26 protein-coding genes are annotated in these 26938 nt (G+C 74.8%); 5 read left to right on the top strand and 21 right to left on the bottom strand.

What is annotated here, in order from left to right:
* Positions 1-3 precede the first annotated feature (3 nt).
* From ACQFYA_RS09645 to ACQFYA_RS09625, 5 genes are all read right to left on the bottom strand, one after another.
* The gene (locus ACQFYA_RS09645; protein WP_499123470.1) at positions 4-1776 is read right to left on the bottom strand and encodes a sensor histidine kinase; all 1773 of its coding nucleotides are present in this window, start codon (positions 1774-1776) and stop codon (positions 4-6) included.
* Entirely contained in the window at positions 1776-2849 is a 1074-nt protein-coding gene (locus ACQFYA_RS09640) for a PIG-L deacetylase family protein (protein ID WP_499123468.1), read from the bottom strand. Before ACQFYA_RS09640 ends, ACQFYA_RS09645 begins: the two co-directional genes overlap by 1 nt.
* A gap of 99 nt (positions 2850-2948) precedes the next feature.
* Positions 2949-4217: an aminoacyl--tRNA ligase-related protein gene (locus ACQFYA_RS09635; RefSeq protein WP_499123465.1), complete on the bottom strand. Its 1269-nt coding sequence runs from the start codon at positions 4215-4217 to the stop codon at positions 2949-2951.
* A 491-nt stretch (positions 4218-4708) separates the two neighbouring features.
* A complete protein-coding gene (locus ACQFYA_RS09630) occupies positions 4709-5401 on the bottom strand; it encodes a phosphonatase-like hydrolase (protein WP_499123463.1) in 693 nt (230 codons plus the stop codon).
* Positions 5402-5456: 55 nt separating this feature from the next.
* Positions 5457-6671: a TIGR03364 family FAD-dependent oxidoreductase gene (locus ACQFYA_RS09625; protein WP_499123462.1), complete on the bottom strand. Its 1215-nt coding sequence runs from the start codon at positions 6669-6671 to the stop codon at positions 5457-5459.
* A gap of 74 nt (positions 6672-6745) precedes the next feature.
* Here ACQFYA_RS09625 and ACQFYA_RS09620 point away from each other — a divergent pair, with 74 nt between their 5' ends.
* Positions 6746-7483, top strand: a complete 738-nt coding sequence (locus tag ACQFYA_RS09620; RefSeq protein ID WP_499123460.1) for a GntR family transcriptional regulator — start codon at positions 6746-6748, stop codon at positions 7481-7483.
* A 23-nt stretch (positions 7484-7506) separates the two neighbouring features.
* On the opposite strand, the gene ACQFYA_RS09615 is transcribed toward ACQFYA_RS09620, so the two are convergent.
* From ACQFYA_RS09615 to ACQFYA_RS09600, 4 genes are read right to left on the bottom strand one after another with little or no spacing between them, the layout of a single operon-like run.
* Positions 7507-8562, bottom strand: coding sequence for a zinc-binding dehydrogenase (locus tag ACQFYA_RS09615; protein WP_499123459.1), 1056 nt, complete (start codon positions 8560-8562; stop codon positions 7507-7509).
* The gene (gene phnE / locus ACQFYA_RS09610) at positions 8538-10187 is read right to left on the bottom strand and encodes a phosphonate ABC transporter, permease protein PhnE (protein WP_499123456.1); all 1650 of its coding nucleotides are present in this window, start codon (positions 10185-10187) and stop codon (positions 8538-8540) included. Before phnE ends, ACQFYA_RS09615 begins: the two co-directional genes overlap by 25 nt.
* Positions 10184-10975, bottom strand: a complete 792-nt coding sequence (gene phnC / locus ACQFYA_RS09605) for a phosphonate ABC transporter ATP-binding protein (protein WP_499123454.1) — start codon at positions 10973-10975, stop codon at positions 10184-10186. The genes phnE and phnC overlap by 4 nt, the downstream gene beginning before the upstream one ends.
* A 2-nt stretch (positions 10976-10977) precedes the next feature.
* Positions 10978-11955, bottom strand: a complete 978-nt coding sequence (locus tag ACQFYA_RS09600; RefSeq protein ID WP_499123453.1) for a phosphate/phosphite/phosphonate ABC transporter substrate-binding protein — start codon at positions 11953-11955, stop codon at positions 10978-10980.
* Between the two features lie 152 nt (positions 11956-12107).
* On the opposite strand from ACQFYA_RS09600, the gene ACQFYA_RS09595 reads away from it, so the two are divergent.
* Entirely contained in the window at positions 12108-13319 is a 1212-nt protein-coding gene (locus tag ACQFYA_RS09595; protein WP_499123451.1) for an alpha-D-ribose 1-methylphosphonate 5-triphosphate diphosphatase, read from the top strand.
* A gap of 90 nt (positions 13320-13409) precedes the next feature.
* Here the strand turns inward: ACQFYA_RS09595 and ACQFYA_RS09590 are convergent, their stop codons facing one another.
* From ACQFYA_RS09590 to ACQFYA_RS09535, 12 genes are all read right to left on the bottom strand, one after another.
* Positions 13410-14681: an alpha-L-fucosidase gene (locus ACQFYA_RS09590; protein WP_499123449.1), complete on the bottom strand. Its 1272-nt coding sequence runs from the start codon at positions 14679-14681 to the stop codon at positions 13410-13412.
* A gap of 78 nt (positions 14682-14759) precedes the next feature.
* On the bottom strand, positions 14760-15566 hold the full coding sequence (locus ACQFYA_RS09585) for an alpha/beta hydrolase fold domain-containing protein (RefSeq protein WP_499123447.1): 807 nt from the start codon (positions 15564-15566) through the stop codon (positions 14760-14762).
* A 2-nt stretch (positions 15567-15568) separates the two neighbouring features.
* The gene (locus ACQFYA_RS09580) at positions 15569-16102 is read right to left on the bottom strand and encodes a quercetin 2,3-dioxygenase (RefSeq protein WP_499123445.1); all 534 of its coding nucleotides are present in this window, start codon (positions 16100-16102) and stop codon (positions 15569-15571) included.
* A gap of 146 nt (positions 16103-16248) precedes the next feature.
* On the bottom strand, positions 16249-16620 hold the full coding sequence (locus ACQFYA_RS09575; protein WP_499123439.1) for a metal-sulfur cluster assembly factor: 372 nt from the start codon (positions 16618-16620) through the stop codon (positions 16249-16251).
* A 31-nt stretch (positions 16621-16651) separates the two neighbouring features.
* Entirely contained in the window at positions 16652-17119 is a 468-nt protein-coding gene (sufU, locus tag ACQFYA_RS09570; RefSeq protein ID WP_499123437.1) for a Fe-S cluster assembly sulfur transfer protein SufU, read from the bottom strand.
* Between the two features lie 65 nt (positions 17120-17184).
* Complete coding sequence (locus tag ACQFYA_RS09565) at positions 17185-18513, bottom strand: cysteine desulfurase (RefSeq protein WP_499123435.1); 1329 nt, start codon at positions 18511-18513, stop codon at positions 17185-17187.
* 36 nt (positions 18514-18549) lie between these two features.
* Entirely contained in the window at positions 18550-19317 is a 768-nt protein-coding gene (sufC, locus tag ACQFYA_RS09560; protein WP_499123433.1) for a Fe-S cluster assembly ATPase SufC, read from the bottom strand.
* Positions 19318-19367: 50 nt separating this feature from the next.
* Positions 19368-19715, bottom strand: a complete 348-nt coding sequence (locus ACQFYA_RS09555; RefSeq protein ID WP_499123431.1) for a non-heme iron oxygenase ferredoxin subunit — start codon at positions 19713-19715, stop codon at positions 19368-19370.
* A gap of 7 nt (positions 19716-19722) precedes the next feature.
* Positions 19723-20943: a Fe-S cluster assembly protein SufD gene (sufD, locus tag ACQFYA_RS09550; protein WP_499123429.1), complete on the bottom strand. Its 1221-nt coding sequence runs from the start codon at positions 20941-20943 to the stop codon at positions 19723-19725.
* Positions 20944-22407: a Fe-S cluster assembly protein SufB gene (sufB, locus tag ACQFYA_RS09545; RefSeq protein WP_499123427.1), complete on the bottom strand. Its 1464-nt coding sequence runs from the start codon at positions 22405-22407 to the stop codon at positions 20944-20946.
* The gene (locus tag ACQFYA_RS09540) at positions 22404-23168 is read right to left on the bottom strand and encodes a helix-turn-helix transcriptional regulator (RefSeq protein ID WP_499123424.1); all 765 of its coding nucleotides are present in this window, start codon (positions 23166-23168) and stop codon (positions 22404-22406) included. Before ACQFYA_RS09540 ends, sufB begins: the two co-directional genes overlap by 4 nt.
* 150 nt (positions 23169-23318) lie before the next feature.
* Positions 23319-23942, bottom strand: coding sequence for an HdeD family acid-resistance protein (locus ACQFYA_RS09535; protein WP_499123421.1), 624 nt, complete (start codon positions 23940-23942; stop codon positions 23319-23321).
* 69 nt (positions 23943-24011) lie between these two features.
* On the opposite strand from ACQFYA_RS09535, the gene ACQFYA_RS09530 reads away from it, so the two are divergent.
* The 3 genes from ACQFYA_RS09530 to ACQFYA_RS09520 all read left to right on the top strand — a co-directional run bounded on the left by ACQFYA_RS09530 (position 24012) and on the right by ACQFYA_RS09520 (position 26930).
* The gene (locus tag ACQFYA_RS09530) at positions 24012-25073 is read left to right on the top strand and encodes an ABC transporter ATP-binding protein (RefSeq protein WP_499123419.1); all 1062 of its coding nucleotides are present in this window, start codon (positions 24012-24014) and stop codon (positions 25071-25073) included.
* Positions 25070-25849, top strand: a complete 780-nt coding sequence (locus ACQFYA_RS09525; RefSeq protein WP_499123417.1) for an ABC transporter permease — start codon at positions 25070-25072, stop codon at positions 25847-25849. Before ACQFYA_RS09530 ends, ACQFYA_RS09525 begins: the two co-directional genes overlap by 4 nt.
* Before the next feature lie 106 nt (positions 25850-25955).
* Positions 25956-26930: a COX15/CtaA family protein gene (locus ACQFYA_RS09520; RefSeq protein WP_499123415.1), complete on the top strand. Its 975-nt coding sequence runs from the start codon at positions 25956-25958 to the stop codon at positions 26928-26930.
* The last annotated feature ends 8 nt before the right edge of the window (positions 26931-26938 follow it).

Genomic DNA, 26938 nt, shown 5'->3' with positions numbered 1-26938 from the left:
CGGTCACGGGTGCGACGCCGCGCCCGTCACGTCGAGGTCCGGCAGCGTGACGTCCACCTCGGTGCCCTGCCCCGGCTCGCTGCGGATCGTCAGCAGCCCGCCGTGGTCGTGCACGATCTGGTCCACGAGGGAGAGGCCGAGGCCCACCCCCCGCACGCGGAGACGCCGGGTCGCCCGGGTGCGGTAGAAGCGCTGGGTGACCTTCCCGAGCTCGTCGGCGGAGATCCCGGCCCCCTCGTCCGTGACCCGCAGGCGCGCCAGCCGCGACCCCTCGGGCGTCGACCCGGCGGTGACGGCGACCCACACCCGCCCGCCCCGGTGGCTGTACTTCACGGCGTTGCTCAGCAGGTTGTCGACCACCTGCCCCACCCGGGCGCCGTCCGAGACGAGCGGCACCGTCGGGTCGCCCTCCACCACGACCTCGACCCCCGCGGCCTCGGCCGCCGGGAGCTGGCTGGCGACCGCCTCCCGCACCACGCGGACCAGGTCCACGTCCTCGGCCGCCAGCGTGTACGACCCCGACACGATCTGCGCGCTCGTGAGCAGGTCGTCGACCATCGAGCGCAGCCGCCGCGCGTTGCGCTCGACGACGGCCAGGTACTCCTGCTGCTCGGTGTCGAGCCGGCCGCCCCCCAGCCGGAGCAGGTCGAGGTACCCGAGGATCGACGCGAGCGGGGTGCGGAGCTCGTGGCTCACGAGGCCGATGAACTCGTCCTGGGTGCGCTCCTCGTCGTGCCGCGCGGTGACGTCCGTGAGCACCAGGAGATAGCCCGCCGGGAGCTCGGGCGCGCGCCCCGCCAGGGCGGGCCGCTCGGTCACGGTGAGCTCGACGTGCCGACGCGCGCCGTCGGGGAGCGCGACCTCCCACTCCTCCACCTGCGTGCCGCCCTCGACGGCGCGGCCGAGCACCACCCGGTTCGCCGCGTCCGCCTCGTGCGGAGCGCCGGGCTCCGCCAGCCTCGCGGCCAGGGCGTCCTCGGCGACGAGCCCCGACACGTCCGTCCCCACGAGCTCGTGCTCCGGCCGCCCGACGATCCGCTCGCCACCCGGGTTGACGGAGACGATCCTGCCCGCGAAGTCCGCCGCGACGAAGCCCTGCTCCGTCGCGGCGTCGAGGATGCCGCGCAAGGTGTCCCGCGAGTCGCGGAGCCGGCGCGCGCCGACGGCGAGCTCGTCTCGGGCGCGTTCGAGCTGCCGGGCCTGCCGCCGGGAGACGCTGACGATCCCGTGCGCCCCCACCGAGACGAAGCCGAGGATGAGGAGACCCACGAACGCGTGTACCCCCGGCGGCACGCGACCCGGCACGTCGTCAGGCCAGATCAACGGGGCGAGCAGCACCGCGGCGGCCCCACCGAGCCCGACCACCACCCCCCAGACCCCCGGCTGCAGCGCGAGGCTGACCACCGGCATGACGATCAGGACGTCGAGGGCGGAGAGGCTGTACCCGGATCCGGCCCCCATCATCCCGATCGCGAGGATCTGCACCAGCGACAGCACGTACTGCCACGCCCGCGGCCAGCGGTCCCAGCGCCCGAGGCTGCCCAGCAGCTGGACCGCCACCACCAGCCCGGTCGACACCACGAGGTAGACCGGGGTCCTGGGCTCCGGCGCCCACCACCGGTCCACGCTCGCCGGGCCCCACATGACGAAGACGACGACCACCACGAAAGAGATCGTCACGGGGACCTGGCGCAGGCCCACGGCGCGGTCGGCGAACCAGGCGTCGAGCGCTCGCCGGTAGGCGTCGTCGGCCCGCCGTCGCAGCCGGCCGGGCATCAAGGTCCGCTCCCGTGCTCACCTGCCTCCTGACCGTCGACGGCGACGAGGGGGCGCACCGCCCGCGCGGTCGCCACGGTCTCGCTGGCCCGCACGGTCTCGAGCGGCTCCACCTCGCGGGCGGGGCTGAACCGCGCCCAGTAGCGGGCCGCGGCGCGGACCGCGTCGGGCTGCATGTACTCCCGGTGCGCCTGCGACACGTACGCCGCGAGCATCCGGAGCTTCGTCTCGACGAACCCGTCGACGGCGACGAACCGGTTCGGCGTGAAGTCGACCGTCGCCGACGGGCTCTGGAAGCACCACAGGCTCGGGACCTGGCGTGCCGCGACCTGCACGGCCTCGTTCACAGCCCGGTGGTCCTGGTGCCGGTCGCGCGCGCTGTGCGTGTAGATCCGGTCGGGCACGACGTCCTCGACGACGTCCTCGATCGCGCCGATGAGCCCGTCCGCCGGGTCGAGCCGGGTGTCGGGGAAGTCGAGGTGTACCAGGCGCGCCCCGACGACCGCTGCGGCCGCCATCGCCTCGTCGTGGCGCACCGCGGCCCGCCCGCCGACCGCGCCGCCCGACATCGTGAGGATCACGAGCTCGTCGCCCGCCGCCGCGTGCGCGGCGAGAGTGGCTCCGACGCCGATCTCGACGTCGTCCGGGTGGGCCCCGACCGCGAGCACCCGGTGCCGGGACGAGTCCCGCTCGCGCCGCGCGCGCTGCGCCAGCTCCGTGGCCCGGTCCACGACCTGCGAGGCGGTCACGGGCTTGACCAGGAAGTCGTCGGCGGCCTCGCGCAGCGCGGCGACCGCATGGTTCACCGTCGGGAACGCGGTGACGATCATGACCGGCAGCGTCGGGTCGATCACCCGTACCTCCGGCAGGATCTCCAGGCCGGAACGCCCTGGGAGCTGGATGTCGCTCACGAGGACGTCGTAGGTCGACCGGCGCAGCGCGCGCAGCGCCCCCTCGGCATCCGTGGCCAGGTCCACGCGCATCCCGCCGTAGCGGTCGAGCGCGATGCGGAGGAACTCCGCCGCGTCGTGGTCGTCCTCGAGCACGAGCGCCCGGAATCGGTCGTCGGACAACGGTCCTCCCCTCCCGGCCCCGCCTCGCTCGTACCGTACGCGCCGCACGGCGCGGCCGCGCGGGAACGCATGCCCCGACCTGCTCCGGGGCGTGCGTCGTCACCGCCCGTCGCCGAGCCGGGCCCGCGCCTCCCGGACCGCGGACGCCTCGGCCACGCGACGCCCGAGCGCGTCCGCCGACAGGTCCGCGCGCTCGCCGGTCGCGGGGTCGGTGACCGCGAGCACGCCCGCGGCCGCCTCGCGGGGGCCTCGCACCGCCAGGAGCGCGTCCCGCCGCCCGCGGGCGAGGCGGACCCGGTTGCCGAGCGACCCGTCCGCCTCGACGCGTACCCGCGCGCCCCGGCGGCGCAGTGCCCGTGCGACGCCCTCCACCTCCGCGCCGCCGACCGGCAGGAGGCACACCTGCACCGGGGCCAGCCAGACCGGCAGTCGGCCGGCGTGCTGCTCGAGCAGGAACGCCACCATCCGCTCCATCGACCCGACGGTGCCGCGGTGGATCATCACGACTCGCTGCCGCGAGCCGTCCGCGGCGGTGTAGCCCAGGTCGAACCGCTCGGGCTGGTTGAGGTCGAGCTGCACGGTCGCCAGGGTCTCCTCGTGCCCGCGCGCGTCGCGCACCTGCACGTCGAGCTTCGGCCCGTAGAACGCCGCCTCCCCCGGACCGTCCGCCCAGGGCAGGCCCGAGGTGCCGAGCGCCGCGCGCAGCCGCTCCTCCGCCTCCGCCCACCGCTCGGGGCCGCCCAGCCACCGCCCGGAGCCGTCGCGGCGCGAGAGCCGGACGTGGTGGAGCTCGAGGCCGAGCACCCCGAGCACGTCGATGACGGCGTCGAGCGCGGCGCGCACCTCGTCGGCGACCTGGTCCGGGCGGCAGAAGACGTGGGTGTCGTCGAGGTTGATCTGCCGCACCCGGGACAGCCCGCTCAGGACGCCCGACCGCTCCGCACGGAACATCGCCCCGAGCTCGTGGTACCGCACCGGTAGGTCGCGGTGGCTGCGCGGCTCGGCCGCGTAGAGCTGGGCGTGGTGCGGGCAGTTGGCGGGCCGCAGGACCAGAGGGTCGTCGCCGCCGTCGTCGAGCGCCGGGAACATGTCGGCAGCGAACTTGCCCCAGTGGCCCGAGCGCTCGAACAGGGACCGCTTGCCCAGCACGGGGGTGTAGACCGGCTCGCAGCCACCCGCGAGCGCGACGTCCTCCGCGAGCCGCTCGAGCTCGCGGCGCACGACGGCGCCGGCCGGCTGCCACAACGGCAGCCCCGGCCCGACGAGCGGGCTGGTGGTGAAGATCCCCATCGCGGCCGCGAGGTCGCGGTGGTCGAGCGCGGCGGGGGTCGACGGGTCGGGGGCAGGAGAGTCGGGGGCGGTGCTCATGTCGGTGCTCCTTCGGGAGGGAGCCGCCCGGGTACGACGAAGGCCCCGGAGCGAGCTCCGAGGCCTGGACGGGGTGCGTGCAGCGGTCAGTCGGCGCCGGAGGTGTCCGGCGTCGTCGTGACCAGTGCGCTGCGCATGGTGCCGACGATATCCACGGCGCCGCGACACGGTCAACGGCGTTGCCGCCGGTGCCGACTCACAGCAGGCCCATAGCCACACCCGTCCCAGGGGCGCTCCCTAGCCTCCGGACCACAGGCCGCCTGCCGGGTGGCCACGAGTCCAGGGAGTCGAGGGTGTTGCTGCAACGCTCACGGTCGTCTGACACCGCGCGGCCGTCGGGGACGAGCCCCGACGCCCCGCCCGAGACACCCGAGGACCCCGGCACGGGTTCCGAGCACGGCACCGTGCGCCGCCGCCGGGTCGCCCGGCTGCGCGCCCTCAAACCGCGGCGGCGCGCCCGGTGTTCGGCGTCGTCGGCCTGGTCCTGTGCGTCACCTATGACGTCGTGACGGCCTCCCTCGCGTGCCGGGCCACGAGCAGGGACGGCAGGTCGGCGACGCTGTCGACGACGTGCGTGTGCGGCGCCGCCGCGAGCACGGCGCGCGGCACTCCCCGCTGAGCACGCCGACCACGAGGCCGGCGCCGGCGTTCGTCCCCGCCTCGAGGTCGAGCACGGTGTCGCCGACGGTCAGCACCCGGCGCACGCTCGTGACCCCCGTGCGCTCCATCGCCCGGTGCACCATGTACGGCGCGGGGCGGCCGGCGGGCACGTCGTCGGTGGTGATCACGGCGTCCACCACGCCGTCGGTCCAGCCCAGCCGCTCGAGCAGCAGCCCGGTGACGTCCGCGGAGAACCCGGTGGTCAGCGCGATCCGGGCGCCCTGGTCGCGCAGCGCCGCGAACGCGTCGAGGACGCCGGGCATCGCGGTGGGCGGGGTCGCGTCGTAGGCCTCGCGCAGCAGCCGCTCGAAGTCGGCGAACGCGGGCTCGACGGCGGTCGGGTCTCCACCGAGCCCCAGCAGGGACCGGATGGCGGTGCGCTTGTCGGCGCCCATCCACCGGGCCACGTCGGCGACGTCGGCGGTGCTGCCGTGCCGGCGGACCGCGTCGTGCAGCGCCCGGTAGACGGCGCCGCCCTCCTCCACGGTGGTGCCGGCGATGTCCAGGGCGGCGAGGTCGATCACAGGGGGTCCTTCCGGTCGGGCGAGCGGGGGTGGGTGTCGGGTCGGGCCGGGCCGCTCACGCGGCGACCCCGGCGCGGTCGAGGACGTCGGCGGCGAGGCCGAGCCCGGTGGTCATGCCGATGCCGGTGGTGACGACGGCGACGTGCACCCCCGGCGCGGGCTCGGCGACGAGGAACTCGCGCCCCGGGGCCGTGGCGTAGGTGCCCTGCCAGCGCTCGACGACGCACAGGTCGTCGCGCCCCAGCAGGTCGCGCCCGAGGCGCAGGAGCAGGTCGAAGGCCTCCTCGTCCTGGAACACGGGAGCGTCGGCGGCGCGCAGGTGCGTGTCCCCGAGGATCAGGCTGCCGCCCTGCGGGGTCGCCATGAGGTTGACGTCCCAGGCCGCACCGGACGGGTCCGCGGCCGCGAGCTCGGCCGCGACGGCCGGGGCCGAGGGGAGCGCGGACAGCGCCGCGTACCGGACGGTCGACCAGCCGGTGAGCAGCGGCGTCGTCAGGCCGACGAGCGGTCCGGTGGGACGCACGCGCAGCATGTGCAGGCGGCAGCGGCGCAACCCCGCGCCCTCGGCCACGTCGGGCAGCAGCCGGTCGACGTCGTGGTGGGCGGCGACCACCACGACGTCGGCCTCGATCGTGCCGCGGGTCGTCTCGACCCGGCCGGGGGCCACGGCGCGCGCGGCCGTCCGCCAGCGGACGTCGACGCCCCTGGCCTCGAGCCAGCGGGCGAGGGCGGGGGCCGCCGCGCGGGGGTCGACGAGGAGATCGAGCGGCAGGTGCGCTCCCCCGACCACCGGGTCCGGGCGCACCGGGACCGCGGCCCGGGCCTCGGCGGCGTCGAGGAGGCGCACCTCGTCCGGTCCGCGCTCGGCGGCGAGCTCGGCGAGCAGCCGCTGCTCGGCGTCGGTGCGCGCGACGACGTGCGCGCCCACCGGCGCGACGTCGAACCCGGCCGCGGAACCGAGACCGAGCCACCGCTCGCGGGCGGCGAGCGCGTAGTCGCGGGCGGCGCCGGCCTGAGCCGTGACGCACACGTGCCCGAAGTTCTGCACCGACGACCCGACCACCCCCGACGCCTGCTCGACCACGGTCACCCGGTAGCCGCGCCGGAGGGCCTCCGCGGCGACGCCCAGGCCGACCACCCCCGCGCCCACGACGACGACGTGACGGCCGGTCGCCGCCGACGGGGCCGAGGTGGCGGACGGTGCGGACGGTGCGGACGGTGCGGACGGTGCGGACGGTGCGGACGGTGCGGACGGTGCGGACGGGGTCATCGGGTCCCTCCCGGGGAGCGGTCGTGGACGAGGTCGTTCACCGCGCGGCCACCTGGGCCGGGTACGGTCCGTGCGTGATCAGTCAGACCCCGCCGGCGAGGTCGTCGGCGCAGATCGTGCGCGTGCTCGCCGACGAGCTCGCGGGCCTGCCGTCCGGCACGCGGGTGGCTTCCGAGGCGGAGGTCGGGCAGCGCTTCGGCGTGGGGCGCGCCGCGGCGCGGGCCGCGCTGGGCGAGCTGGAGCGCCGGATGCTGGTGAGCCGCATCCAGGGCCTCGGTACCTTCACCCGCCGGCGCGTCGACTACCTGGTCGCGCCCGGCCGGGCGCCGTCGTGGAGCCGGACCCTGCGGGAGGCGGGCGCCTCGCCCAGGACGGTCGTGCTCGCCTGCGACGCCGTCCCGCTGCCGCCGGACGTCGCCGCGGCGCTGGAGACCGCTCCCGGCACCCCCGGGTTCCGGCTGGTCCGCCGGTCGTACATCGACGAGATGCCGGCCGCGTGGGGGGTCGAGTGGCTGACCGCCGGCCTGGTGCCCGAGCTGCCCGCCGCGCTGCGGCTCGAGGAGTCGCTGGACGCGATCCTGCGGCAGACCGCCGGGGCGCGGCCCGAGCGCGCGTGGGCACGGGCGAGCATGGAGCCCGCCCCCGAGGAGGCGAGCGACGGCCTGGGCTGCCGGCCGGGCGACCCCGCGTGGCTCATGGCGAGCCTCGCGCGCGACGGCGCCGACGGGCGTCCGCTGCTGTCCACCGAGCGGTGGGTGCGCGCCGACGCGGTGCGCGTCGTGCTGGAGCTCGGGCACGGCCGGGACGGCTGAGCGTGCCGCGGGCGCGGGGCCGGTCACGGGACCACCGCCGCCCGCGGCGCGGTGCCGGCCGGCCCGGTGAGGAGGGCGCCCACGTCGGCGAGCGGCGCGGCGGGCGTGACGAGCTCGGCCCACGGCACGGAGTCCCGCGTCCGCTCCAGCAGGCCGAGGGCGGCCCGCAGATGGCGGGGCTCGTAGTTGTGCACGCCGGTCACGGTGAGCCAGCCCCGCACCACCCGCTCCGGGTCGAGCGGCACGGCGGGCGCGGGCGCGACGGACCCGGCGAGGACGAGGCGCCCGCCGACGTCGAGCGCGTCGAGGCTGCGGGCCACCGCCGTGCTCGCGCCGGAGAGCTCGATCGCGACGTCCACGGGCCCGACCGGCTCGTGGGTACCGACGGCCGCGGAGGCGCCGAAGCGCGCGGCGACGGCGCGCCGGTCGGCGTCCGGGTCGGTGACGACGACGGTCGCCGCCCCCGCGTCCACCGCGGCCACGACGGCGGCCACCCCGAGCATCCCGGCACCGCTGACGAGCACGCGGCGGCCGGACAGCGGGCCCGCCGCCTCGACCGTGGCCATGACGGTCGCGGTGGCGCACCCGGCGGGGGCGGCGAGCGCGTCCGGCACGGTCACGGGCACGCGGGCGATCGTCGCGCCGGCGGGCAGCACCAGGTGCCGCGCATACGTGCCGGACAACGGCCACGCCGAGTCGAACGCCTCGTGGCCCACCTTGCGGACCGACCGGCACTTCGCCGTGCGCCCGGCCCGGCACCGGTCGCACCCCCCGCAGGCCACCGTGACGCCCCACACGACCCGGTCGCCCGCGACGAGCGCGCCGCCGTCGTCGCCCACGGCGCCGCCGGGTCCGACCTCGACGACCTCCCCCACGGCCTCGTGCCCCAGCACGGACGGCGACGGCGACGCGCGGCGCCCGGAGACGGTGTGCCGGTCGCTGCCGCACACGGTGGCGAGGAGCACACGGACGAGCACCTCGCCGGGACCGAGCGCGGGGAGCGGGACGTCGACGAGCCGGACGGCGTCTCCCCCCTCCCACAGCGCGACGGTGGTCAGGACAGCTGAGCGCGGATCCATCCGGAGAGCCTCTCGATGAGCAGGACGACGACGAAGACGAGGAGCACGATCCCGCCCGCCACCTGGAAGTGGAGGGTGCGGACCGCCTCGAAGAGCAGGAAGCCGACGCCGCCCGCGCCGACGATCCCGAGGATGGTCGAGGTGCGGATGTTGACGTCCAGGAGATACAGGCCCGACCCGACGATCGACGGCATCCCCTGCGGCAGCACGGCGGCGAACAGGACCTTCCACCAGCCACCGCCCACGGAGCGGACGGCCTCGGACGGGCCCGCCGGGAGCTCCTCGACGGCGTCGGCGACGAGCTTGCCGAGGAAGCCGATCGACCCGATGCCGAGCGCGACGGCCCCCGCGACCGGCCCGAGCCCCACGGCGGCGACGAAGACGACGGCGAGGATGAGCTCGGGGACGGCGCGCACGACGAGGATCACCGTCCGCGCGGCGCCGTAGACTAGCGGGTGCGGCGCCACGTTGCGGGCCGCCAGCAGGCCCAGCGGCAGCGACAGCAGCACGCCGATGCCGGTCGCGGACAGCCCGATCGCGAGCGTCTGGAGCAGCGCCTCCCACAGCGCGGGCCCGAGCGTGGTGAGGTCGGGCGGGACCGTCCGCCCGGCCACGGCGAGCAGGTCCGGCACGGAGGTCACGAGCGTCAGGGGGTCGATCCCGAGCCGGACGAACGACACGACGAGCAGCACCGCAGCGGCTCCCCCGACGGCGAACCGGACCGCGCGGTCGCGGCCGTACCGGGGGTTCGTCGGCGCGAGCAGCGTGCGGCGGATCGCGACCGACAGCAGCTCCATGCCCGCGACGAGCACGAGGATCACCAGCACGATCCCCATGGCCTTCGGGTAGACCAGGCCCCGCAACGCGTCCTGGAGGGCGAACCCGATGCCGCCGGCGCCGACGAAGCCGAGCACCACGGACGTGCGCAGGTTGATGTCGACGCGGTACACGAACGCGGACACCCAGGCGGGCACGACCTGCGGGACGACGCCGTTGAGCAGCTCGCGCACCCGGCCCACGCCCACGCTGCGCACGGCCTCGCGCGGCCCGGGGTCGGCGCTCTCGATCGCGTCGGCGAACAGCTTGCCGAGCATGCCCACGGAGTGCAGCGCGAGGGCGAGCACGCCCGGCAGGACGCCGAGCCCGAGCGCCCGCACGAACAGGACCGCGAACACGAGGTCGGGCACCGCCCGGCAGAAGGTGATGACGCCGCGGGCGACGGCGGCCACCGCGGGGTGCGGCGTCGTGGTGCGGGCCGCGAGGAAGGCCAGCGGCACGGACAGCACCGTCGCGAGCACCGTGCCGAGGAACGCCATGAGCACCGTGTCGACGGCGAGCGTCGCGACGCGGGCGGGGTCGGACAGCTCGGGAGGCACCATCCGCCCGAGCAGGTTCGCCACGTCCCCACTGCCCGCGACGAGCGTCGGCAGGTCGAGCCCGATGGCCGACGACGCGGCGAGGGTCAGCAGGACGGCGCCGCCGGCCAGCCAGCGGATGGTCCGCAGGCGGCGGTCCACCGGCGGGCGGAGCGGGTCGGGGCCGCGGTCGGCGCCGCCGGCGTCACCCTCGCCGGGGCGGCGCGGCGCCGTGGTGCCGGGGGCGGGTGCCACGGGGGCCGCCGTCATGCCGCCACCGACGATGCGGCCACGGTCGACGGCGCCACGCGGCGGTAGATCGCCATCGCCTCGTCCTTGGTGAGGCCGGCCGCCGGCCGGTCCAGCACCTTCTCGCCCTGCCGCAGGCCGACGAGCCGGTCCGCCCAGCCGAGGGCGAGGTCCACCTGGTGCAGCGTGCACAGCACCGTCAGCCCCTCCTCGGCGCAGACGCGCACGAGCAGGTCCATCACGGTGCCGGCGTTCTCCGGGTCGAGCGACGCGACCGGCTCGTCCGCGAGCACGAGCTGGGGCCGCTGCATCAGCGTGCGCGCGAGCGCGACGCGCTGCTGCTGGCCGCCCGACAGCGTGTCGGCGCGCTGGTAGGCCTGGTCGGCGAGCCCCACGCGCTCGATGTGCGCCATCGCCTCCGCGCGCATCCGACGCGAGTAGGTGGAGACGCCGTAGCGCGGGCCGCGCACGCGGCCCAGGCCCCCGACGAGCACGTTCTCCAGGCACGTGAGGCGGCCCACGAGGTTGAACTGCTGGAACACGAAGCCGACCTCGGTGCGCAGGTGCCGCAGCTCGCGCGACGACGCGCGGTCCACGCGCGTGCCGGCCACCGTCACCTCGCCGCCGCTCGGGCGGTGCAGGCCGTTGAGGCAGCGCAGCAGCGTCGACTTGCCGGAGCCGGACAACCCCAGCAGGACGACGAGCTCGCCCTGCGCCACGTCCAGGTCCACCCCGGCGAGGGCCGTGGTCCCGTCGAACTCCTTGCGGAGGCCGCGGACCCGCACCAGGGGCTCGTCGATGTCCGGCACGGTCAGCCCTCCTCGCACTTGTCGGACTTGGTGATCGCACAGACCTCGCGCGTGCCGTCGTAGTCCGCGTCCGCGGCGGGCACGAAGCCCCACGCGTCCTCGTCCGTCAGCAGGCAGTCGCCGTCGCAGTAGCCGTGCTCGCGCAGGTAGTCGCCGTTGGCCTTCTCGGTCAGCAGCGTCGTGAGCTTGTCGTTCACCTCGGTGCCCAGCGCGTCGTTGCCGACGAAGAGCGAGCCGGAGATCGTCTCGGACTTCCAGACCTCCTTGAGGTCGCCCTTCGCGACGTCTCCGGCGGCGGGGAGCGTGTCCTCGACCATCGACTGCATGGCGAAGCCGACCTCGCAGTCGCCCGACGCGACGGCCAGCGCGGACGCGTCGTGGCCGCCCGCGTACACGGGCTCGACCCCGGCGGCGACGTCCTTCTCCGTGCCCGAGGCGATGACGCCCGCGTCGATGAGGCCGGCGGTCGGGTAGAGGAAGCCCGAGGTCGACCCCGGGTCCACGAAGCAGACCGTCTTGCCGGCGAAGTCCTCGAGCCCGTCCACGGCGTCGTTGTCCCCCTGGGTGATGCCGAGGGAGTAGTAGCCGGGCTCGGCGCCCTTCTCCGCGATGACCGACGCCAGCGGCGTGACGGCGGCGTCGTTGTGCGTCGCGAGGACGTACCCGAACGACCCGAGGAAGGCCAGGTCGACCTTGTCGGCGATGAGCCCCTCGATGACGCCGGCGTAGTCGGACGCCTGGCTGACCTCGACCTTCGCGCCCGTCTCGTCCTCGAGCATCGCGATGATGGGCTCGTACCCCTCGGCGAGGTTCGTCGAGTTCTCCGCCGGGATGGCACCGAGGCGCAGCACCTCCGGGAAGCCTTGGTCGGTGGTCCCCCCGCCGGCGGACGCCGTGCCGAGCGACCCACAGCCGGACAGCGCGAGGGCCGCGACGCCGGCGAGCGCGACGGCGGCGAGGGTGGTCCTGGTGGTCTTCATGTCGTCTCCGGTGATGGCTCTCCGCGTGGGCGCCGAGGTCCGGCGCCGACCAGGAGTCTGGGAGGGCGCGACGACGCGCCGCCCCCGGGAAGGTGAACGACGGATGAAGCCTCGTTAACCGTCTCGCCAGGTCGTCCGGACAACATGCCCCCGTGCTCACCACGCTCCGCCCCGCGCCCGACGCCCCCTGGCCGGTCGGCGCCCCGCCTGCCGAGTGGACGCTCGCCGGCGTCCGCGCCGTCCTGCCCGACCGGGTCGTGGACGACGCCCGGGTCGTCGTGCACGAGGGCCGCGTCGCCGAGGTGGGCGGGCGCCCCCGCGGCTTCCGCGCGGACCTCGACGGCGGCGGCGCGTGGTGCCTGCCCGCGCTCGTCGACGTCCACACGGACGTGCTCGCGCACGAGCGACGTCCCCGGCCCGGTGCGGACCTGCCCCTCGACCTGGCGGTGCGGACGGCCACGGACCGGCTCGCCGCGCACGGGGTCCTCACGGCGTTCCACGGCGTGCCGTTCGGGGAGCGCACCCCGGTCGGCCTCGTGGCCGGCGACCCCGGGCCCGGGCCGGTGCTGGCGGAGCTGCGCGACCCGGCCGCCGCCTCGGCGGGCGCGCGCGTGCTGCACCGCCTCGACGTCCGCTGCCGCACCGGGCTGGCCGACCTCGAGGCCGCCCTGGTCGGCGACGCCGGCGACGTGCCGCCGCTGGTCTCCCACGAGGACCACACCCCCGGCATCGGGCAGTACGCCGACCCGGCGACCATGGAGCGCTACCTCGTCGAGCGCGAGGGCATGGTGCCGCGCGACGCGCGACGCCACGTGGCGGCCTGGCGGGCCGAGCGCGAGGACCGCGCGGACGTCGCGGCCGAGGCGCTCGGCCGCCTGCGGGACCTCGCCACCGCGGGCCGGGTCCGGCTCGCCGGCCACGACCCGGAGACGCGGGCCGACGTCGAGGCGCTGGCCGCGCGCGGCGGCGCCGTCGCGGAGTTCCCGACGACGCTCGAGGCCGCACGCGCCGCCCGGGCGCACGGGCTGCACGTCGTGGCCGGCGCGCCGAACGCCGTCCGAGGTGCGTCGCACACCGCCAACGTCTCGGCCCGCGAGCTCGTCGCCCTCGGCCTGGTGGACGCGCTCGCGTCCGACTACGTGCCCTCGTCCATGCTCGCCGCGGTCGACGTCCTCGTCCGTGAGGGGCTGACCGACCTGCCCGGTGCCGTGGCGCTCGTGAGCTCGGGGCCCGCGCGCGCCGCCGGGCTCATCGACCGCGGGTCGCTCGTCCCCGGCGCCCGGGCGGACCTGCTGATCGTCCGCCGCAGCGGCCGCTGGTCCACCGTGGTCGGCGTGCTCCGGGCATTCCCTGGCCCGACGTGACGGGGCCGCGGGGACCTACCTCTCGAACAGCGCGTCCGGCCCGGCCGTCAGACGTCGAACACGACATCAGCTCGCTGACCTGCGTACCCGTCACGAGTCCGGGCGGTCGGTCGGCGCCAGGTATCCCGCGGGGACCTGCGGCATCCGGCGGACACCGGTGCTGAAGGCCTCGACGACCGACAGCCGTGCGCCGTCCCCGACCAGCTCGACCGTCAGCTCCTGCGTCGTCACCGGCTCGACCAGGTGGATCCTCCCGGCGCCCACGGTCCCGCCCGACGCGAGCACCCGGTCCCCGGCGCGGACGGTGTGCCGCACCACGCGCTGGCCGCGCGTGAGGTCCTCGCGCAGCCGGACGTGGTCGAGGGCGACCGGCCCGTCGAAGCGGGCCGTCCAGGTCGCCGCCCCCTCGCCGCCGGCGGGCGGCCCCGAGGGCTCTGCGGCCGCGGCCGGGGCCCCGAACCTCCGCGCCACCTCCGCCCCGAGCTCGCGCGCACGCGCGGCGTCCTCGTCGGGGATCAGCCCCCGGTCGTCGGGCGGCAGGTTGAGCAGCAGGTTCGCCCCGAGACCCACCGACCGGTAGTAGATGGCCAGCAGGTGCTCGAGCGACTTGGGCTCGTCGTCCGGGCTCCAGAACCACCCCCGCCGGATCGACACGTCGCACTCCGGCGGCAGGTACAGCGCCTCGGCGAACTCGGAGGTGACCACGGTGTAGTTGCTCATCTGCGTGTGGTCCACCACGTACTCGACGGGGTCGGACGCGAGCCCGTCCTCGTTGCCGACCCACCGGATGGTCGGGTCGCCCATGGTGAACACCATCGCGTCGGGCTGGTGCTGGTGGGCGACCGCCATGATCGCGGCCCAGTCGTAGGAGTAGCCCTCCGACCCGGCGCCGTCGAACCACAGCTCGACGAGCGGGCCGTACCAGGTGCAGAGCTCCCGCAGCTGCTCGGCGTAGAGCGTCGTGTAGGTCGCGGGGTCCTCGTACTCGGGCGCGTGCCGGTCCCACGGGGACAGGTAGACGCCGAACCCGAGACCGGCGTCGCGGCACGCCTGGGCGAGCTCGCCGACCACGTCGCCGCGGCCGTCCCTCCAGGGCGAGGAGGCCACGGAGTAGCCGGTCGTCCGGGTCGGCCACAGGCAGAACCCGTCGTGGTGCTTGGCCGTGACCACGACGTACCGGGCGCCGGCCGACCTCGCCACCGCGACCCACTGGGCGGCGTCGAGCTCCGACGGGTCGAACGACGCCGCGGGGAGCGTCCCGTCGCTCCACTCCTGGGCGTGGAACGTGTTGACGCCCACGTGGAAGAAGGCCCCGACGCCCAGCTCCTGCCAGGCGAACTGCTGCGGTGTGGGAGAGATCATGTGACGGCTCCTGGGTCCGCCCCGCGCACGGGACAGCCGCCGGGGCACGTCGGAGAGCGCCACGCTGGGCGGACCGGGTCAGCGCGCATGGCGGTCGAGGAAGTCGAGGGCGGGGGCGAAGACGGTGTCCAGGTCGTCCACGCCGCGCCACAGGTGCTCGGCACCGGGCACGGTCTGCAGCTCGACCGGCACGCCCGCCGCCCGCAGCCTCTCCGCGAAGAGCTCGCTCTGCCCGTACGGGACGAACGAGTCGGCAGTGCCGTGCGCGAGCAGCAACGGCGGGGCTCCGGCGCGCACCTGATGGGCGGGGCTCGCCGCGCGGGCGGCCGCGGGAGCGGCAGCGACGGGACCACCGAGGAGCGCTTCCTCGCGGGTGGGGCCGCCGCCGGGTTCCGGCTCCTGCGGCAGCACGGTGAGATCGCTCGGGCCGTACCAGTCGACGACGGCGCGCACGGCCGGGTCACCCGCCAGCGCGGCGAGCGCGGCGAGATGCCCACCCGCGGACTCGCCCCACAGCGCGGTGCGGGCCGCGTCGAGCCCGTGCTCCGGGCCGCCGACGTCGCGCACCCAGCGCAGGGCGTCGCGGACGTCGTCGAGCGGGGCCGGGAACGTGGCCTCGCCGCTGAGCCGGTAGTCGACCGCCGCGACCGCCCAGCCTCGCGCCGTGAGGCGGCCGAAGGTCTCCGCCTCGGTGCGCCCCGGCACGAAGGTGCGGCGGCTGCCCTGCCGCCATCCCCCGCCGTGGACGAGCACGACGACGGGCGGCGCCGGCCCGGACGCGGCGGCGGCCGCGGGCAGGTGCAGGTCGAGGGACAGGGGCCGGTAGCCCGGCCGCTCGGCGTAGACGACGTCCCGCAGGACGCCAGCGGTGGCCCTGACCGCCATCGTCAGTCGAACAGCTCGTAGCCGGCGACGAAGTTCACGTCGTGCTGCGCGCCCTGGCGGGCCATCTCCTCGAACGACGGGATGTGGAACTCCGCCGGCTCCGGGATGCCGGGCTTGTCGGTCGGGCGCGCCACGGCGCGGAAGTAGTCGCTGAACCCGCCGGAGGTGACGCCGAAGACCTTGCCGGTGCGCTCGATCCGGTAGGAGTGGATCGTGTCGCGTGGCACGTACCCGAACGCGCCGGCCTCGAGGATCCGGGTCTCGCGGCGCCCCTGCCGGTCGTCCATCCAGAGCCGGATCGCGCCCTCGAGCACGAAGAACGTCTCGTGCGTCTTCGCGTGGAAGTGCGGCGGCACCGCCTGGCCCGGCCGGCCCTCGGTGAGGAACGCGTCGAACTCGCCGCCGGTCTGCGGCGACGTCGTCAGCAGCGTGAAGAGCTGGTCGAACAGGACCAGCTTGTCGCCGGTCCCGTCGTCCAGGAAGTACGGGTTGGGGCCGGCGGGCAGGGCGCTGACGGGCGCGGTCGGTTCGGTCATGCCGCCACCCTCCACCCACATGGCCCCGCTGGCCAGCACCCCGCCCGCCGCGCGTGTGGCGTATGGATGGCACCACCGACCAGACGTCGAAGGCCCCGCCCCAGAGGGACGGGGCCGGCGCGTGTCCGACGCGCGCAGACGCCTCGTCAGACGTTGAAGCCCAGCATCCGCAGCTGCTCGCGGCCCTCGTCGGTGATCTTCTCCGGGCCCCACGGCGGCATCCAGACCCAGTTGACGCGGAACCCGTCGACCAGCCCCTCCAGGGCCTGGCCGGACTGGTCCTCGATGACGTCGGTCAGCGGGCAGGCCGCGGACGTGAGCGTCATGTCGATGGTCGCCATGTTGTTCTGGTCCACCTGGATGCCGTAGACGAGGCCCAGGTCGACGACGTTGATGCCCAGCTCGGGGTCGATGACGTCGCGCATGGCCTCCTCGACGTCGGCGGCCGTGGTGGGCGTCGGTGCCGCGGCGGGCGCCTCGACGGGGCGGGCGCCCGCGTCGGTGGTGTTCTCGGTCATCGTCTCCTCCGGTGTCCGGTGGTCCGGTACGTCATCCTGCCAGCGCGCCGCTGCGCGCCAGCGAGTCCTTGAGCGCCGCCCAGCCGAGCAGCGCGCACTTGATGCGGGCGGGGTACTGCGAGACCCCCGTGAAGGCGCTCGCGTCCCCGAGGGCGTCCAGCGAGTCCTCGTCGTCCAGGCCCTTGCCGCGCGACGACATGAGGTCGTGGAACACGGCGTCCAGGCGGGCGACGTCCGCGAGGTCGTGCCCGGTGACGAGCTCCGTCATCACCGAGGCCGAGGCCTGCGAGATCGAGCAGCCCTGTCCGTCCCAGGACACCCCGGCCACCGTCGTCCCGTCGACGTCCACGCGCAGCGTGATCTCGTCGCCGCAGGTCGGGTTGACCTGGTGCGACTCCCCCGACCGGTGGTCGCCAGGCGCCTCCACGAGCCCCCGGCCGTGCGGGCGCTTCGCGTGGTCCAGGATCACCTGCTGGTACATCTGCTCGAGCGAGCTCACGTGCCTGCCTTCTACGTCGTCCTACCCTGCCCGGTCCTGCCTCGTCCTGAGTCGGTCCGGTCCTGTCAGTCCACACCGAAGAACGCGCGCACGCCCGCCAATGCTTCCCGGAACGCCGCGATCTCCTCGGCCGTGGTGTACACGGACGCGGACGCGCGTGCCGTCGCGGCCACCCCGAACCGGCGGTGCAGCGGCTGTGCGCAGTGGTGGCCCACCCGCACGGCGATCCCCCGGTCGTCCAGCACCTGCCCGACGTCGTGCGCGTGCACGCCGTCGACGACGAACGACACGACCGCGAGCCGGTCGCGCGCGTCCGCGGGGCCGACGATCCGCACGCCCGGGATCTCCCCGATGCGCACCAGCTCGGCCGCGAGGTCGCGCTCGTGCCGCGCCACCCGGTCCATGCCCAGCTCGTCCAGCCACTGCGCCGCCACGCCCATGCCCACGGCCTGGGCGACCATCTGCGTGCCGGCCTCGAACCGCTGCGGGGGCGGGGCGTAGGTCGTCTCGGCCATGGTCACGACCTCGACCATGGACCCGCCCGTGGTGACGGGCGGCATGGCCTCGAGCAGCTCGCGCCGCCCGTACAGCGCCCCGACGCCGGTGGGGCCGAGCATCTTGTGCGCGCTGAAGGCGGCGAGATCCACGCCGAGGGCGTGCAGGTCCACCGGCAGGTGCGGCACGGACTGGCACGCGTCCAGCACCGTGAGCGCCCCGACGCGGCGCGCCGCCGCGACCAGCTCGGCCACCGGGGCGACGGCGCCGGTCACGTTGGACACGTGCCCGAACGCCACCACGCGGGTGCGGTCGGTGATCACCCGGTCGGCGTCCGCGAGGTCGATGCGCCCCTCGTCGTCGACGCCGAACCACCGCAGCACGGCGCCCGTGCGGGCGCACAGCTCCTGCCAGGGCACGAGGTTCGCGTGGTGCTCGGCCTCCGTGACGACGATCTCGTCGCCCGGCGCCAGCCGGAACCGCTCGGCGGCCGCTCCCCCGCGCCCGGCGGTCGCGTTCGAGAACGCGTAGGCCACGAGGTTGAGCGCCGCCGTCGCGCCCGGGGTCCAGACGATCTCGTCCGTGTCGGCGCCCACGAAGCCCGCCACGGCAGCCCGGGCGTCCTCGAACGCCTCGGTCGCCTCCTCGGCGAGCTGGTGCGCCCCGCGGTGCACGGCGGCGTTGCGCTGCTCGTAGAAGTCGACCTCGGCCTCGAGCACCACGTTCGGCTTCTGCGAGGTCGCGGCCGAGTCCAGGTAGACGAGCGGCTGACCGCCCCGCACCGTGCGCCCGAGCAGCGGGAAGTCCGCCCGCACGGCGGCGAGCTCCGCCGCGCCGAGGGTGCCGGGGTCGTGGGACCCCGGCGTCCCGGCGGGGCGCACGGTGTCGGTGGTGGTCATGGTGCTCCTCCTGGTGACGACTGCTGACCGCGAGGGTCAGGCCATCGTCGCGCCGGTGCCGACGTACTTGTCGTAGCCGTTCTCCTCGAGCTGCTCCGCGAGCTCGGGGCCGCCCTCCTCGGCGATCTTGCCGTCGACGAAGACGTGCACGAAGTCCGGCTTGATGTAGCGCAGGATGCGCGTGTAGTGCGTGATGAGCAGCACGCCGACGTCGGTGTTCGACTTGGCGCGGTTCACGCCCTCCGACACGACGCGCAGCGCGTCGACGTCGAGGCCCGAGTCGGTCTCGTCGAGGATCGCGAAGTGGGGCTTGAAGAGCTCCATCTGCAGGATCTCGTGGCGCTTCTTCTCGCCGCCCGAGAAGCCCTCGTTGACGGAGCGCTCGGCGAAGGTCGAGTCGATGCGGAGGTTCTCCATCGCACCCTTGACCTCCTTGCCCCACGTGCGCAGGGCGGGCGCCTCGCCGTCGATCGCGGTCTTGGCGGTGCGCAGGAAGTTCGCCACCGACACGCCCGGCACCTCGACCGGGTACTGCATGGCGAGGAACAGGCCGGCGCGGGCACGCTCGTCGACGGTCATCGCGAGGAGGTCCTCGCCGTCGAGCGTCGCGGTCCCCGAGGTCACCGTGTACTTCGGGTGGCCGGCGAGGGCCGAGGCGAGGGTGGACTTGCCGGAGCCGTTCGGCCCCATGATGGCGTGGGTCTCGCCCGACTTGATGGTCAGGTCGACGCCGCGCAGGATCGGCTTGGCGCCTTCCTTGGTCTCGACGCTGACGTGCAGGTCGCGGATCTCCAGGGTGGGCATGCTTCGTGTCTCCAGGTCTGTGTTGCGAAGAGTCTGAGTTGTCGAGGCGGTCAGGACGCGACCGCGAGGGGCTCGTCGACGTCCACGAGGACGCGGTCGCCGTCCACCGTCACCGGGTAGACCGGCACGGGCTGCGTCGCGGGGAGCTGCACGGGCTTGCCGGTGCGCAGGTCGAACTGCGACCCGTGGAGCCAGCACTCGACCAGGCAGCCCTCGACCTCCCCGTCGGACAGGGAGACCTGTCCGTGGGAGCAGATGTCGGACAGGGCGTGCCAGTCGCCGTCGGCGTCGCGCACGACGGCGACCGGGACCGGGGCCCCGTCCGCGCGGTCGAGCTCCACGAGCATGGCTTCCTCGGGGGCGAGGTCGTCGGCCATGCAGGCCAGCTGGGAGGTCATCGCGGGGTCACTCCGCCGGGGCGGGCGCCGCGACGCCGGAGATGACGCTCATCGACTTCTCGAGCTCCGCCTCGATCGAGGCGAGCAGGCGCTCCTCGACCGACGCGACGCCGATCTGGTCGATCAGCTCGGCGAAGAAGCCGCGCACCACGAGGCGACGGGCGTCGACCTCGGGGATGCCGCGCGCCATGAGGTAGAAGAGCTGCTCGTCGTCGAAGCGGCCGGTGGCGGAGGCGTGCCCCGCGCCCTCGATCTCGCCGGTCTCGATCTCCAGGTTCGGCACCGAGTCGGCGCGGGCGCCGTCGGTGAGGACCAGGTTGCGGTTGAGCTCGTAGGTGTCGGTGCCCTCGGCCTCGGCCTGGATGAGCACGTCGCCGACCCACACCACGTGCGCGCCGGCGCCCTGCAGGGCGCCCTTGTAGGTGACGCGCGACTTGCAGCGCGGCACGGCGTGGTCCACGAAGAGGCGGTGCTCCTGGTGCTGGTCCGCGTCGGCGAAGTACAGCCCGACCATCTCGACCTCGCCGCCCTCGCCCGTGAACGTCGCGTCCGGCGTGATCCGCACGACGTCGCCGCCGAAGGTCACGACGACGTGCTTGAGCTTGGCGTCGCGGCCGATGCGGGCGCGGTGGCTCGACGCGTGCACCGCGCCGTCGGCCCAGTCCTGCACCGTGACCAGCGTGAGGTGCGCGCCCTCGTCGACGACGACCTCGACCGTCTGGTTGAGGACGGCGTCACCGCGGTGGTCGATGACGACGACGCCCTCGGCGTGGTGCTCGGCGTGCACCAGCAGGTGGTGCGCCGTCGGGTCCTTGGTCACGCCCTCGACCCGGACGGAGGTCACGTCGGTCGCGACGGCCTCGGCCGGGAGGGTGACGACGGTCGCCTCGGACGCCGCGTTCCACGCCGTGACGGCCGTGCGGTCGCCCGGCTTGCCGGCGGTGCCCAGGCGCGGGTCGCCCTTGCCGACGATCTCGACCTTGACCTCGGGGGCCTCGACGACGGTCGTCAGGACGCCGCCGGCGCCGAGGTCCTCGCCGAACAGCGGCTGGAGGCGTGCGACGGGAGAGAACCGCCACTCCTCCTCGCGCCCGGTGGGCACGGGGATGTCGGCCAGGTCGAACGACGTCTTGCGCTCGGCGCGCGACCCCGCGGGGACGACCCCGTGGGAGTGGGCGCCGTCGGCCACGGCGCGGGAGTGATCGGTAGTCATGGTCTGCGCAGTCATTTAGCCGACGGACCCTTCCATCTGCAGCTCGATGAGGCGGTTGAGCTCGAGCGCGTACTCCATGGGCAGCTCGCGCGCGATGGGCTCGACGAACCCGCGCACGATCATGGCCATGGCCTCGGTCTCCTCCATGCCTCGGGACATGAGGTAGAACAGCTGGTCCTCGCTCACCCGCGAGACCGTCGCCTCGTGCCCCATGGACACGTCGTCCTCGCGGACGTCGACGTACGGGTAGGTGTCGGACCGGGAGATCTGGTCGACGAGCAGCGCGTCGCACAGCACGGTCGACGCGGAGTGCTTGGCGCCCTCCAGGACCTGGACCAGGCCGCGGTAGGAGGTGCGGCCACCGCCGCGTGCGACGGACTTCGACACGATCGACGACGACGTGCGGGGCGCGGCGTGCACCATCTTGCAGCCGGCGTCCTGGTGCTGGCCCTCGCCGGCGAAGGCGATGGACAGCGTCTCGCCGCGGGCGTGCTCGCCCAGCAGGTAGATCGCCGGGTACTTCATCGTCACCTTGGAGCCGATGTTGCCGTCGACCCACTCCATGGTGGCTCCCTCGGCGGCCGTGGCCCGCTTGGTCACCAGGTTGTACACGTTGTTCGACCAGTTCTGGATGGTCGTGTACCGCACGCGGGCGTTCTTCTTCACCACGATCTCGACGACCGCGGAGTGCAGCGAGTCGCTCGAGTAGATCGGGGCGGTGCAGCCCTCGACGTAGTGCACGTACGAGCCCTCGTCCGCGATGATCAGCGTCCGCTCGAACTGGCCCATGTTCTCCGTGTTGATGCGGAAGTAGGCCTGCAGCGGGATCTCCACGTGCACGCCCGGCGGCACGTAGACGAACGAGCCGCCCGACCACACGGCCGAGTTCAGCGCGGCGAACTTGTTGTCGCCGGACGGGATGACGGTGCCGAAGTACTCCTGGAACAGCTCCGGGTACTCGCGCAGGCCCGTGTCGGTGTCCACGAAGATGACGCCCTGCGCCTCCAGGTCCTCACGGATCTGGTGGTAGACGACCTCCGACTCGTACTGCGCGGCGACACCCGCGACGAGGCGCTGCTTCTCCGCCTCCGGGATGCCGAGCTTGTCGTAGGTGGCGCGGATGTCCTCGGGCAGGTCCTCCCAGCTGGCGGCCTGCTTCTCCGTGGAGCGCACGAAGTACTTGATCCGGTCGAAGTCGATGCCGGTGAGGTCGGCGCCCCAGTTCGGCATGGGCTTCTTGTCGAACAGGCGCAGCGCCTTGAGGCGCGCCTTGCGCATCCACTCGGGCTCCTTCTTGAGCGCCGAGATGTTCTTGACGACGTCCTCGTTCAGGCCGCGCTGCGCGGCCTCGCCGGCGGCGTCGCTGTCGCGCCAGCCGAACTGGTACGCGCCGATCGAGGCGATGATCTCGTCGTCGGACCGCTTGTCGGTGACCTGCTCCGGTGCCGCCTGGGCGGCGTCCTGGGTGGGAGCGCTCATCGTGTTCCTTCCTGCGTGCCGCGGGTGCGGGGGGCCGGGGTGGGGAGGTTCTGGGTGGAGATCGTCGGGACGTTCGTGACGCAGGCGTGCGCGCCGCCCGCGATCGTGGCCAGGCGTTGCACGTGGGTGCCCAGCAGCTCGGAGAAGGCGCGGGCCTCCGCCTCGCACAGCTCGCCGAACTCCTCGGCGACGTGCTGCACCGGGCAGTGGCCCTGGCACAGCTGGACCGTCGACAGGCGCGGGCCGGCCACCGGGCGCACGGACGCCGCGTAGCCGTCGGCCGAGAGCAGGGCGGCCAGCTGGCTCGCACGCTCCTCGGGGTCCGTGGCCGTGAGCCGCGGGGCGTACCGCGCGACGACCGCGTCGTACCGGTCGGCCGCGAAGCGCGCGACGGCGTCGGAACCGCCGGTCTCACGCAGGTAGCGCATGACCTGTGCCGCGAGCTCCGAGTAGCCGCCTGCGAGGTCGGACTGCCCGCGTGCGCTGACGACGTACCGGCGGGCGGGGCGCCCGCGGCGGCCGGAGGACGGGCCGGCCTCGTGCACGGCGATCGTGCCGTCCTCCTCGAGGCAGGCCAGGTGGCGGCGCACGGCCGCGGAGGTGAGGCCGAGCCGGTCGGCCAGCTCGGCGGCGGTCACCGGGCCCTCGCCGGCGACGAGCTCCAGGACGCGGCGGCGCGTGGTGCCGTCGGCGTCGGGGCCGCCGTCGAAGGTGTGCGGGTCGACGCGTGCAGGTGTGCGGTCGGCCGTGCTGGTCGGCATGCGCTCACCCCCGTGCGAGTCGTGGAGCACCGGGGGCGGACCTCACCCCGGCGACGTCGTCGATATAGAGAACATCCTTGTTGCGTAATCCAGGATGTCAAGCAAGGCATGCCTCACCGGGGGCGCGTCAGGGCCAGGATGTCGCGAACGTCACTCGGAGACGATGCGCCCCTCGATCACCTCGCCCGGTCCCCCGCCGGGGCCCTGCTGGCCGAGCTGGCGCAGCTTGATCCCCAGCGCGATCATCACGATGCCGATGATCACCGCGAACACGCCGATCACGATGGACAGGCCCACGATCGCGTCGGCGGGGTTGGCGAAGCACACCACCGCGAGCGCGATCAGCAGCAGGCCCGCGAGCAGGTTCCAGACCCACGACGCCCCGCCGCGACGCCGCATCGCCGGGACGACGAACAGCTGGAGCAGGCCGACGATCAGCGCCCAGATGGCCACGAGGATCAGGCCGATCCCTAGGAACACCTTCGGCATGAGCAGGAGCAGAGCGCCGAAGACAAGGGCGACGATGCCGATACCGGTGTTCACCGAGCCCGCCGAGGACCCCCGACGGCGCAGCCCGTCGACGAGGCTCACCACGCCGTCGATCAGCACGAACACCCCGAAGATCTGGACGAGCGCGGTCGGCGTCTTGTCCGGCCAGAAGATCGCCAGCAGACCGAACAGCACCGCCAGCACACCGCGGATCACCGGCCAGTACCACAGGCGCCGGGCCAGGGCGGCGACGTCCTGCGGCGGGGTGAACGTGTAGAAGGTCATGGTCGTGCTGCTCCTCCGGTCGGGCCTGGCGCGGGGCCGCCCGTCCGGGCGACTCCGTAGAATCTTCCGGTGCCCACCTCGATCGCGCCATCGGGCGCGGACGGCGCCACGTCGTCCGCCCGCCCTGCCGAGGACCCCCGCGCCGACGGCGCCGGAGCCGCCGTCCACGTCCAGGGCCTCGTCAAACGCTACGGCGGGAGGGACGTGGTCGCAGGGCTGGACCTCGTCGCCGACGCCGGCGCGGTGACCGCCGTGCTCGGGCCGAACGGTGCCGGCAAGACCACCACCGTCGAGTGCTGCGAGGGGCTGCGCACCCCCGACGGCGGTACCGTGCGCGTGCTCGGCCTCGACCCGGTCGCGGACGCCCGCGCCCTGCGCCCCCGCGTCGGCGTGATGCTGCAGGACGGCGGCCTGCCCACCGGCGCCCGCGCGGGCGAGGTGCTGCACCACGTCGCCGCGATGTACGCGGCGCCGCGGGACGTGGACGAGCTCGGCGAGCGCCTCGGCATCGGCTCCTTCGCCCGGACGACCGTCCGCCGGCTCTCCGGCGGCCAGCGCCAGCGGCTCTCCCTGGCGGCCGCCGTCGTCGGGCGACCCGAGGTCGTGTTCCTCGACGAGCCGAGCGCCGGCATGGACCCCCAGAGCCGGCACGCGGTGTGGGACCTGGTGCGCGAGCTCCGGGACGAGGGCACGGCCGTCGTCCTCACGACGCACCTCATGGACGAGGCGGAGGACCTCGCCGACCGCGTGCACGTCGTCGACCACGGCCGGGTCATCGCGACCGGCAGCGTCCCCGAGCTGCTCTCCCCCGACGCGCAGGACGACCGCACCGTGCGGTTCGACACCGTGCCCGGCCTCGAGCTCGCCGCCGTCGCCGCCGCGCTGGGCGGCACCCTCGACGACGCGCTCGGCGGCACCCCCGGCGGCCCCGCGGCGACCGGGCCCGCGACGTGGACCGTGACCGAGCCGCAGCCCGGCTCGTACGTCGTCACGGGCCCCGCCGGGCCGCGCGCGCTCGCCTCGCTCACCGCGTGGCTCGCCGACCACGACGTCCTCGCGAGCCGCCTCACGGTGGGCCGCCGCACGCTGGAGGACGTCTTCCTCGACCTGACGGGACGGCACCTGCGATGACCACCACCACGGGCGCCCCCGCCCCGACCGCGCTCGCCGCGCCGGCCTGGCGCCGGGTGCTGGCCCAGGCCGGGTTCGAGACCCGGGCCGTGCTGCGCAACGGCGAGCAGCTGCTCGTCACCATCGTGCTGCCCGTCCTCGTGCTCCTCGGCCTGACGCGCACCGGCGTCGTCGAGATCGACACCGGCGGCCTCGCCCGCATCGACTTCGTCACACCGGGCGTCCTGGCGCTCGCCTGCGTCTCCACGGCGTTCACCTCCCAGGCGATCGCGACGGCCTTCGACCGTCGCAACGGCGTGCTGCGGCTCCTCGCGACGACGCCGCTCGGGCGCGGCGGGCTGCTCGCCGGCAAGCTGCTGGGCGTCCTGGCGGTCGAGGTGGTGCAGGTCGTCGTCATCGGCGCGGTCGCGCTCGCGCTGGGCTGGCAGCCCGCGGCCGGCGGGATCCTCCCGGCGATCGGCATCGGGCTGCTGGGCACGGCGTGCTTCACCGCCCTGGCCCTCCTGCTGGCCGGGACGCTCCGCGCCGAGGGCGTGCTCGCGCTCGCCAACCTCGTGCTGGTGCTCCTCGTCGTCGGGGGCGGCCTGCTGGTGCCGCCGGAGCAGCTGCCCGGGCCGCTCGAGCAGCTCGCGACGTTCCTGCCGTCCGGGGCCCTCGGCGAGGCGATGCGCGGCGCGCTGCTCGGCACCGGCGTCCCCGCCGTCGCGGTGGCCGTCCTCGCCGCGTGGACGGCGCTGCTCGCCTGGGCCGCGGCACGCTTCTTCCGCTGGCAGTGACCGGCACAGGGCCGGCACGGGGCCGGCACCCCACCCGGGTCAAGGTCACACCGCGGAGGCCTCGGAGGCGCCCGGGGCGCCCGTGCCAGAGCGATAGCGTGGACCCGTGACCTCGCCGAGCCCTGCCGTGCGCCCTGCCTCCGAGGCAGGGTCGGGCGCCACGTCCGACCGCGCCGGATCTCCCGACCGCCTCGCCCGGTTCCGTTCCTGGACCCGCGGCGCGCTGCTGGCGAACGTCATCGGCCAGATCCTCATCATCGGCTCGGGCGGCGCCGTGCGCCTCACGGACTCCGGGCTCGGCTGCTCCACCTGGCCGAACTGCGAGCCTGGGCAGTTCACGCCCGCGTTCCACCAGGCGTCGACCATCCACCCGTACATCGAGTTCGGCAACCGCACCGTGGCGTTCGTGCTCGGTATCGTCGGGCTGCTGGTCCTCCTGCTCGTCGTGACCGACCGGAGGCGGCCCTGGTCGTACCGGGCCCTCGGCGTCGTGCCGCTGGCGGGCGTGATCGCGCAGGCGGTCATCGGGGGCGTCGTGGTGCTGCTGCACCTGAGCCCGGGCTGGGTCTCGCTGCACTTCGGCGTCTCCGCCGCGCTCGTGTGGTTCAGCGCCTACCTCCTGCACCGGCACGGCGAGGGCGACGCGCCCCCCGAGCGGGTCGCGGGGCGCGGCGTCGCCACCGTGGGCGCCCTCCTCGGGCTGCTGCTGATCCCCGTCGTCACGCTCGGCGTGCTCGTCACCGGCTCCGGCCCGCACTCCGGGGACACCGAGGTCGGCTACCGGCTGGCCCTCGACCCGCTGACCGTCACCCGCGCCCACTCCGGCACCGTCTGGCTGTTCACGATCACGCTCGTGGTGCTGCTGGTCCTGCTGCACCGCACGGCCTCCGGTCCGCGGGTCCAGACGGCCCGGAAGGCGGCGTGGCTGCTGCTCGCGGTGACGCTGGCGCAGGGCCTCATCGGCTACGTGCAGTACTTCACGGGCCTCCCCGAGCTCCTCGTCGGCTTCCACCTGGTGGGTGCCGGCTGCCTCACCTGGGCAACGGCGAACGCCGTGCTGCGGCTGCGCACCCGCGCCTGAGCCCTCCG

It is taken from the genome of Promicromonospora sp. Marseille-Q5078, assembly GCF_050315395.1.
In the GTDB taxonomy this organism is placed as follows: Bacteria; Actinomycetota; Actinomycetes; order Actinomycetales; family Cellulomonadaceae; genus Isoptericola.
The sequence above is the reverse complement of the archived record's forward strand: the minus strand, read 5'-3'. Positions and strand labels throughout refer to the sequence as shown.

Excerpts from the sequence above, each read along its gene's own strand:
- ACQFYA_RS09645 (WP_499123470.1), bottom strand. The coding sequence starts at position 1,776 with ATGCCCGGCCGGCTGCGACGGCGGGCCGACGACGCCTACCGGCGAGCG.
- ACQFYA_RS09635 (WP_499123465.1), bottom strand. The coding sequence starts at position 4,217 with ATGAGCACCGCCCCCGACTCTCCTGCCCCCGACCCGTCGACCCCCGCC.
- ACQFYA_RS09625 (WP_499123462.1), bottom strand. The coding sequence starts at position 6,671 with ATGACCCCGTCCGCACCGTCCGCACCGTCCGCACCGTCCGCACCGTCC.
- ACQFYA_RS09615 (WP_499123459.1), bottom strand. The coding sequence starts at position 8,562 with ATGGATCCGCGCTCAGCTGTCCTGACCACCGTCGCGCTGTGGGAGGGG.
- phnE (WP_499123456.1), bottom strand. The coding sequence starts at position 10,187 with ATGACGGCGGCCCCCGTGGCACCCGCCCCCGGCACCACGGCGCCGCGC.
- ACQFYA_RS09600 (WP_499123453.1), bottom strand. The coding sequence starts at position 11,955 with ATGAAGACCACCAGGACCACCCTCGCCGCCGTCGCGCTCGCCGGCGTC.
- ACQFYA_RS09590 (WP_499123449.1), bottom strand. The coding sequence starts at position 14,681 with ATGATCTCTCCCACACCGCAGCAGTTCGCCTGGCAGGAGCTGGGCGTC.
- ACQFYA_RS09585 (WP_499123447.1), bottom strand. The coding sequence starts at position 15,566 with ATGGCGGTCAGGGCCACCGCTGGCGTCCTGCGGGACGTCGTCTACGCC.
- ACQFYA_RS09580 (WP_499123445.1), bottom strand. The coding sequence starts at position 16,102 with ATGACCGAACCGACCGCGCCCGTCAGCGCCCTGCCCGCCGGCCCCAAC.
- ACQFYA_RS09575 (WP_499123439.1), bottom strand. The coding sequence starts at position 16,620 with ATGACCGAGAACACCACCGACGCGGGCGCCCGCCCCGTCGAGGCGCCC.
- ACQFYA_RS09565 (WP_499123435.1), bottom strand. The coding sequence starts at position 18,513 with ATGACCACCACCGACACCGTGCGCCCCGCCGGGACGCCGGGGTCCCAC.
- sufC (WP_499123433.1), bottom strand. The coding sequence starts at position 19,317 with ATGCCCACCCTGGAGATCCGCGACCTGCACGTCAGCGTCGAGACCAAG.
- ACQFYA_RS09555 (WP_499123431.1), bottom strand. The coding sequence starts at position 19,715 with ATGACCTCCCAGCTGGCCTGCATGGCCGACGACCTCGCCCCCGAGGAA.
- sufD (WP_499123429.1), bottom strand. The coding sequence starts at position 20,943 with ATGACTGCGCAGACCATGACTACCGATCACTCCCGCGCCGTGGCCGAC.
- sufB (WP_499123427.1), bottom strand. The coding sequence starts at position 22,407 with ATGAGCGCTCCCACCCAGGACGCCGCCCAGGCGGCACCGGAGCAGGTC.
- ACQFYA_RS09540 (WP_499123424.1), bottom strand. The coding sequence starts at position 23,168 with ATGCCGACCAGCACGGCCGACCGCACACCTGCACGCGTCGACCCGCAC.
- ACQFYA_RS09535 (WP_499123421.1), bottom strand. The coding sequence starts at position 23,942 with ATGACCTTCTACACGTTCACCCCGCCGCAGGACGTCGCCGCCCTGGCC.
- ACQFYA_RS09525 (WP_499123417.1), top strand. The coding sequence starts at position 25,070 with ATGACCACCACCACGGGCGCCCCCGCCCCGACCGCGCTCGCCGCGCCG.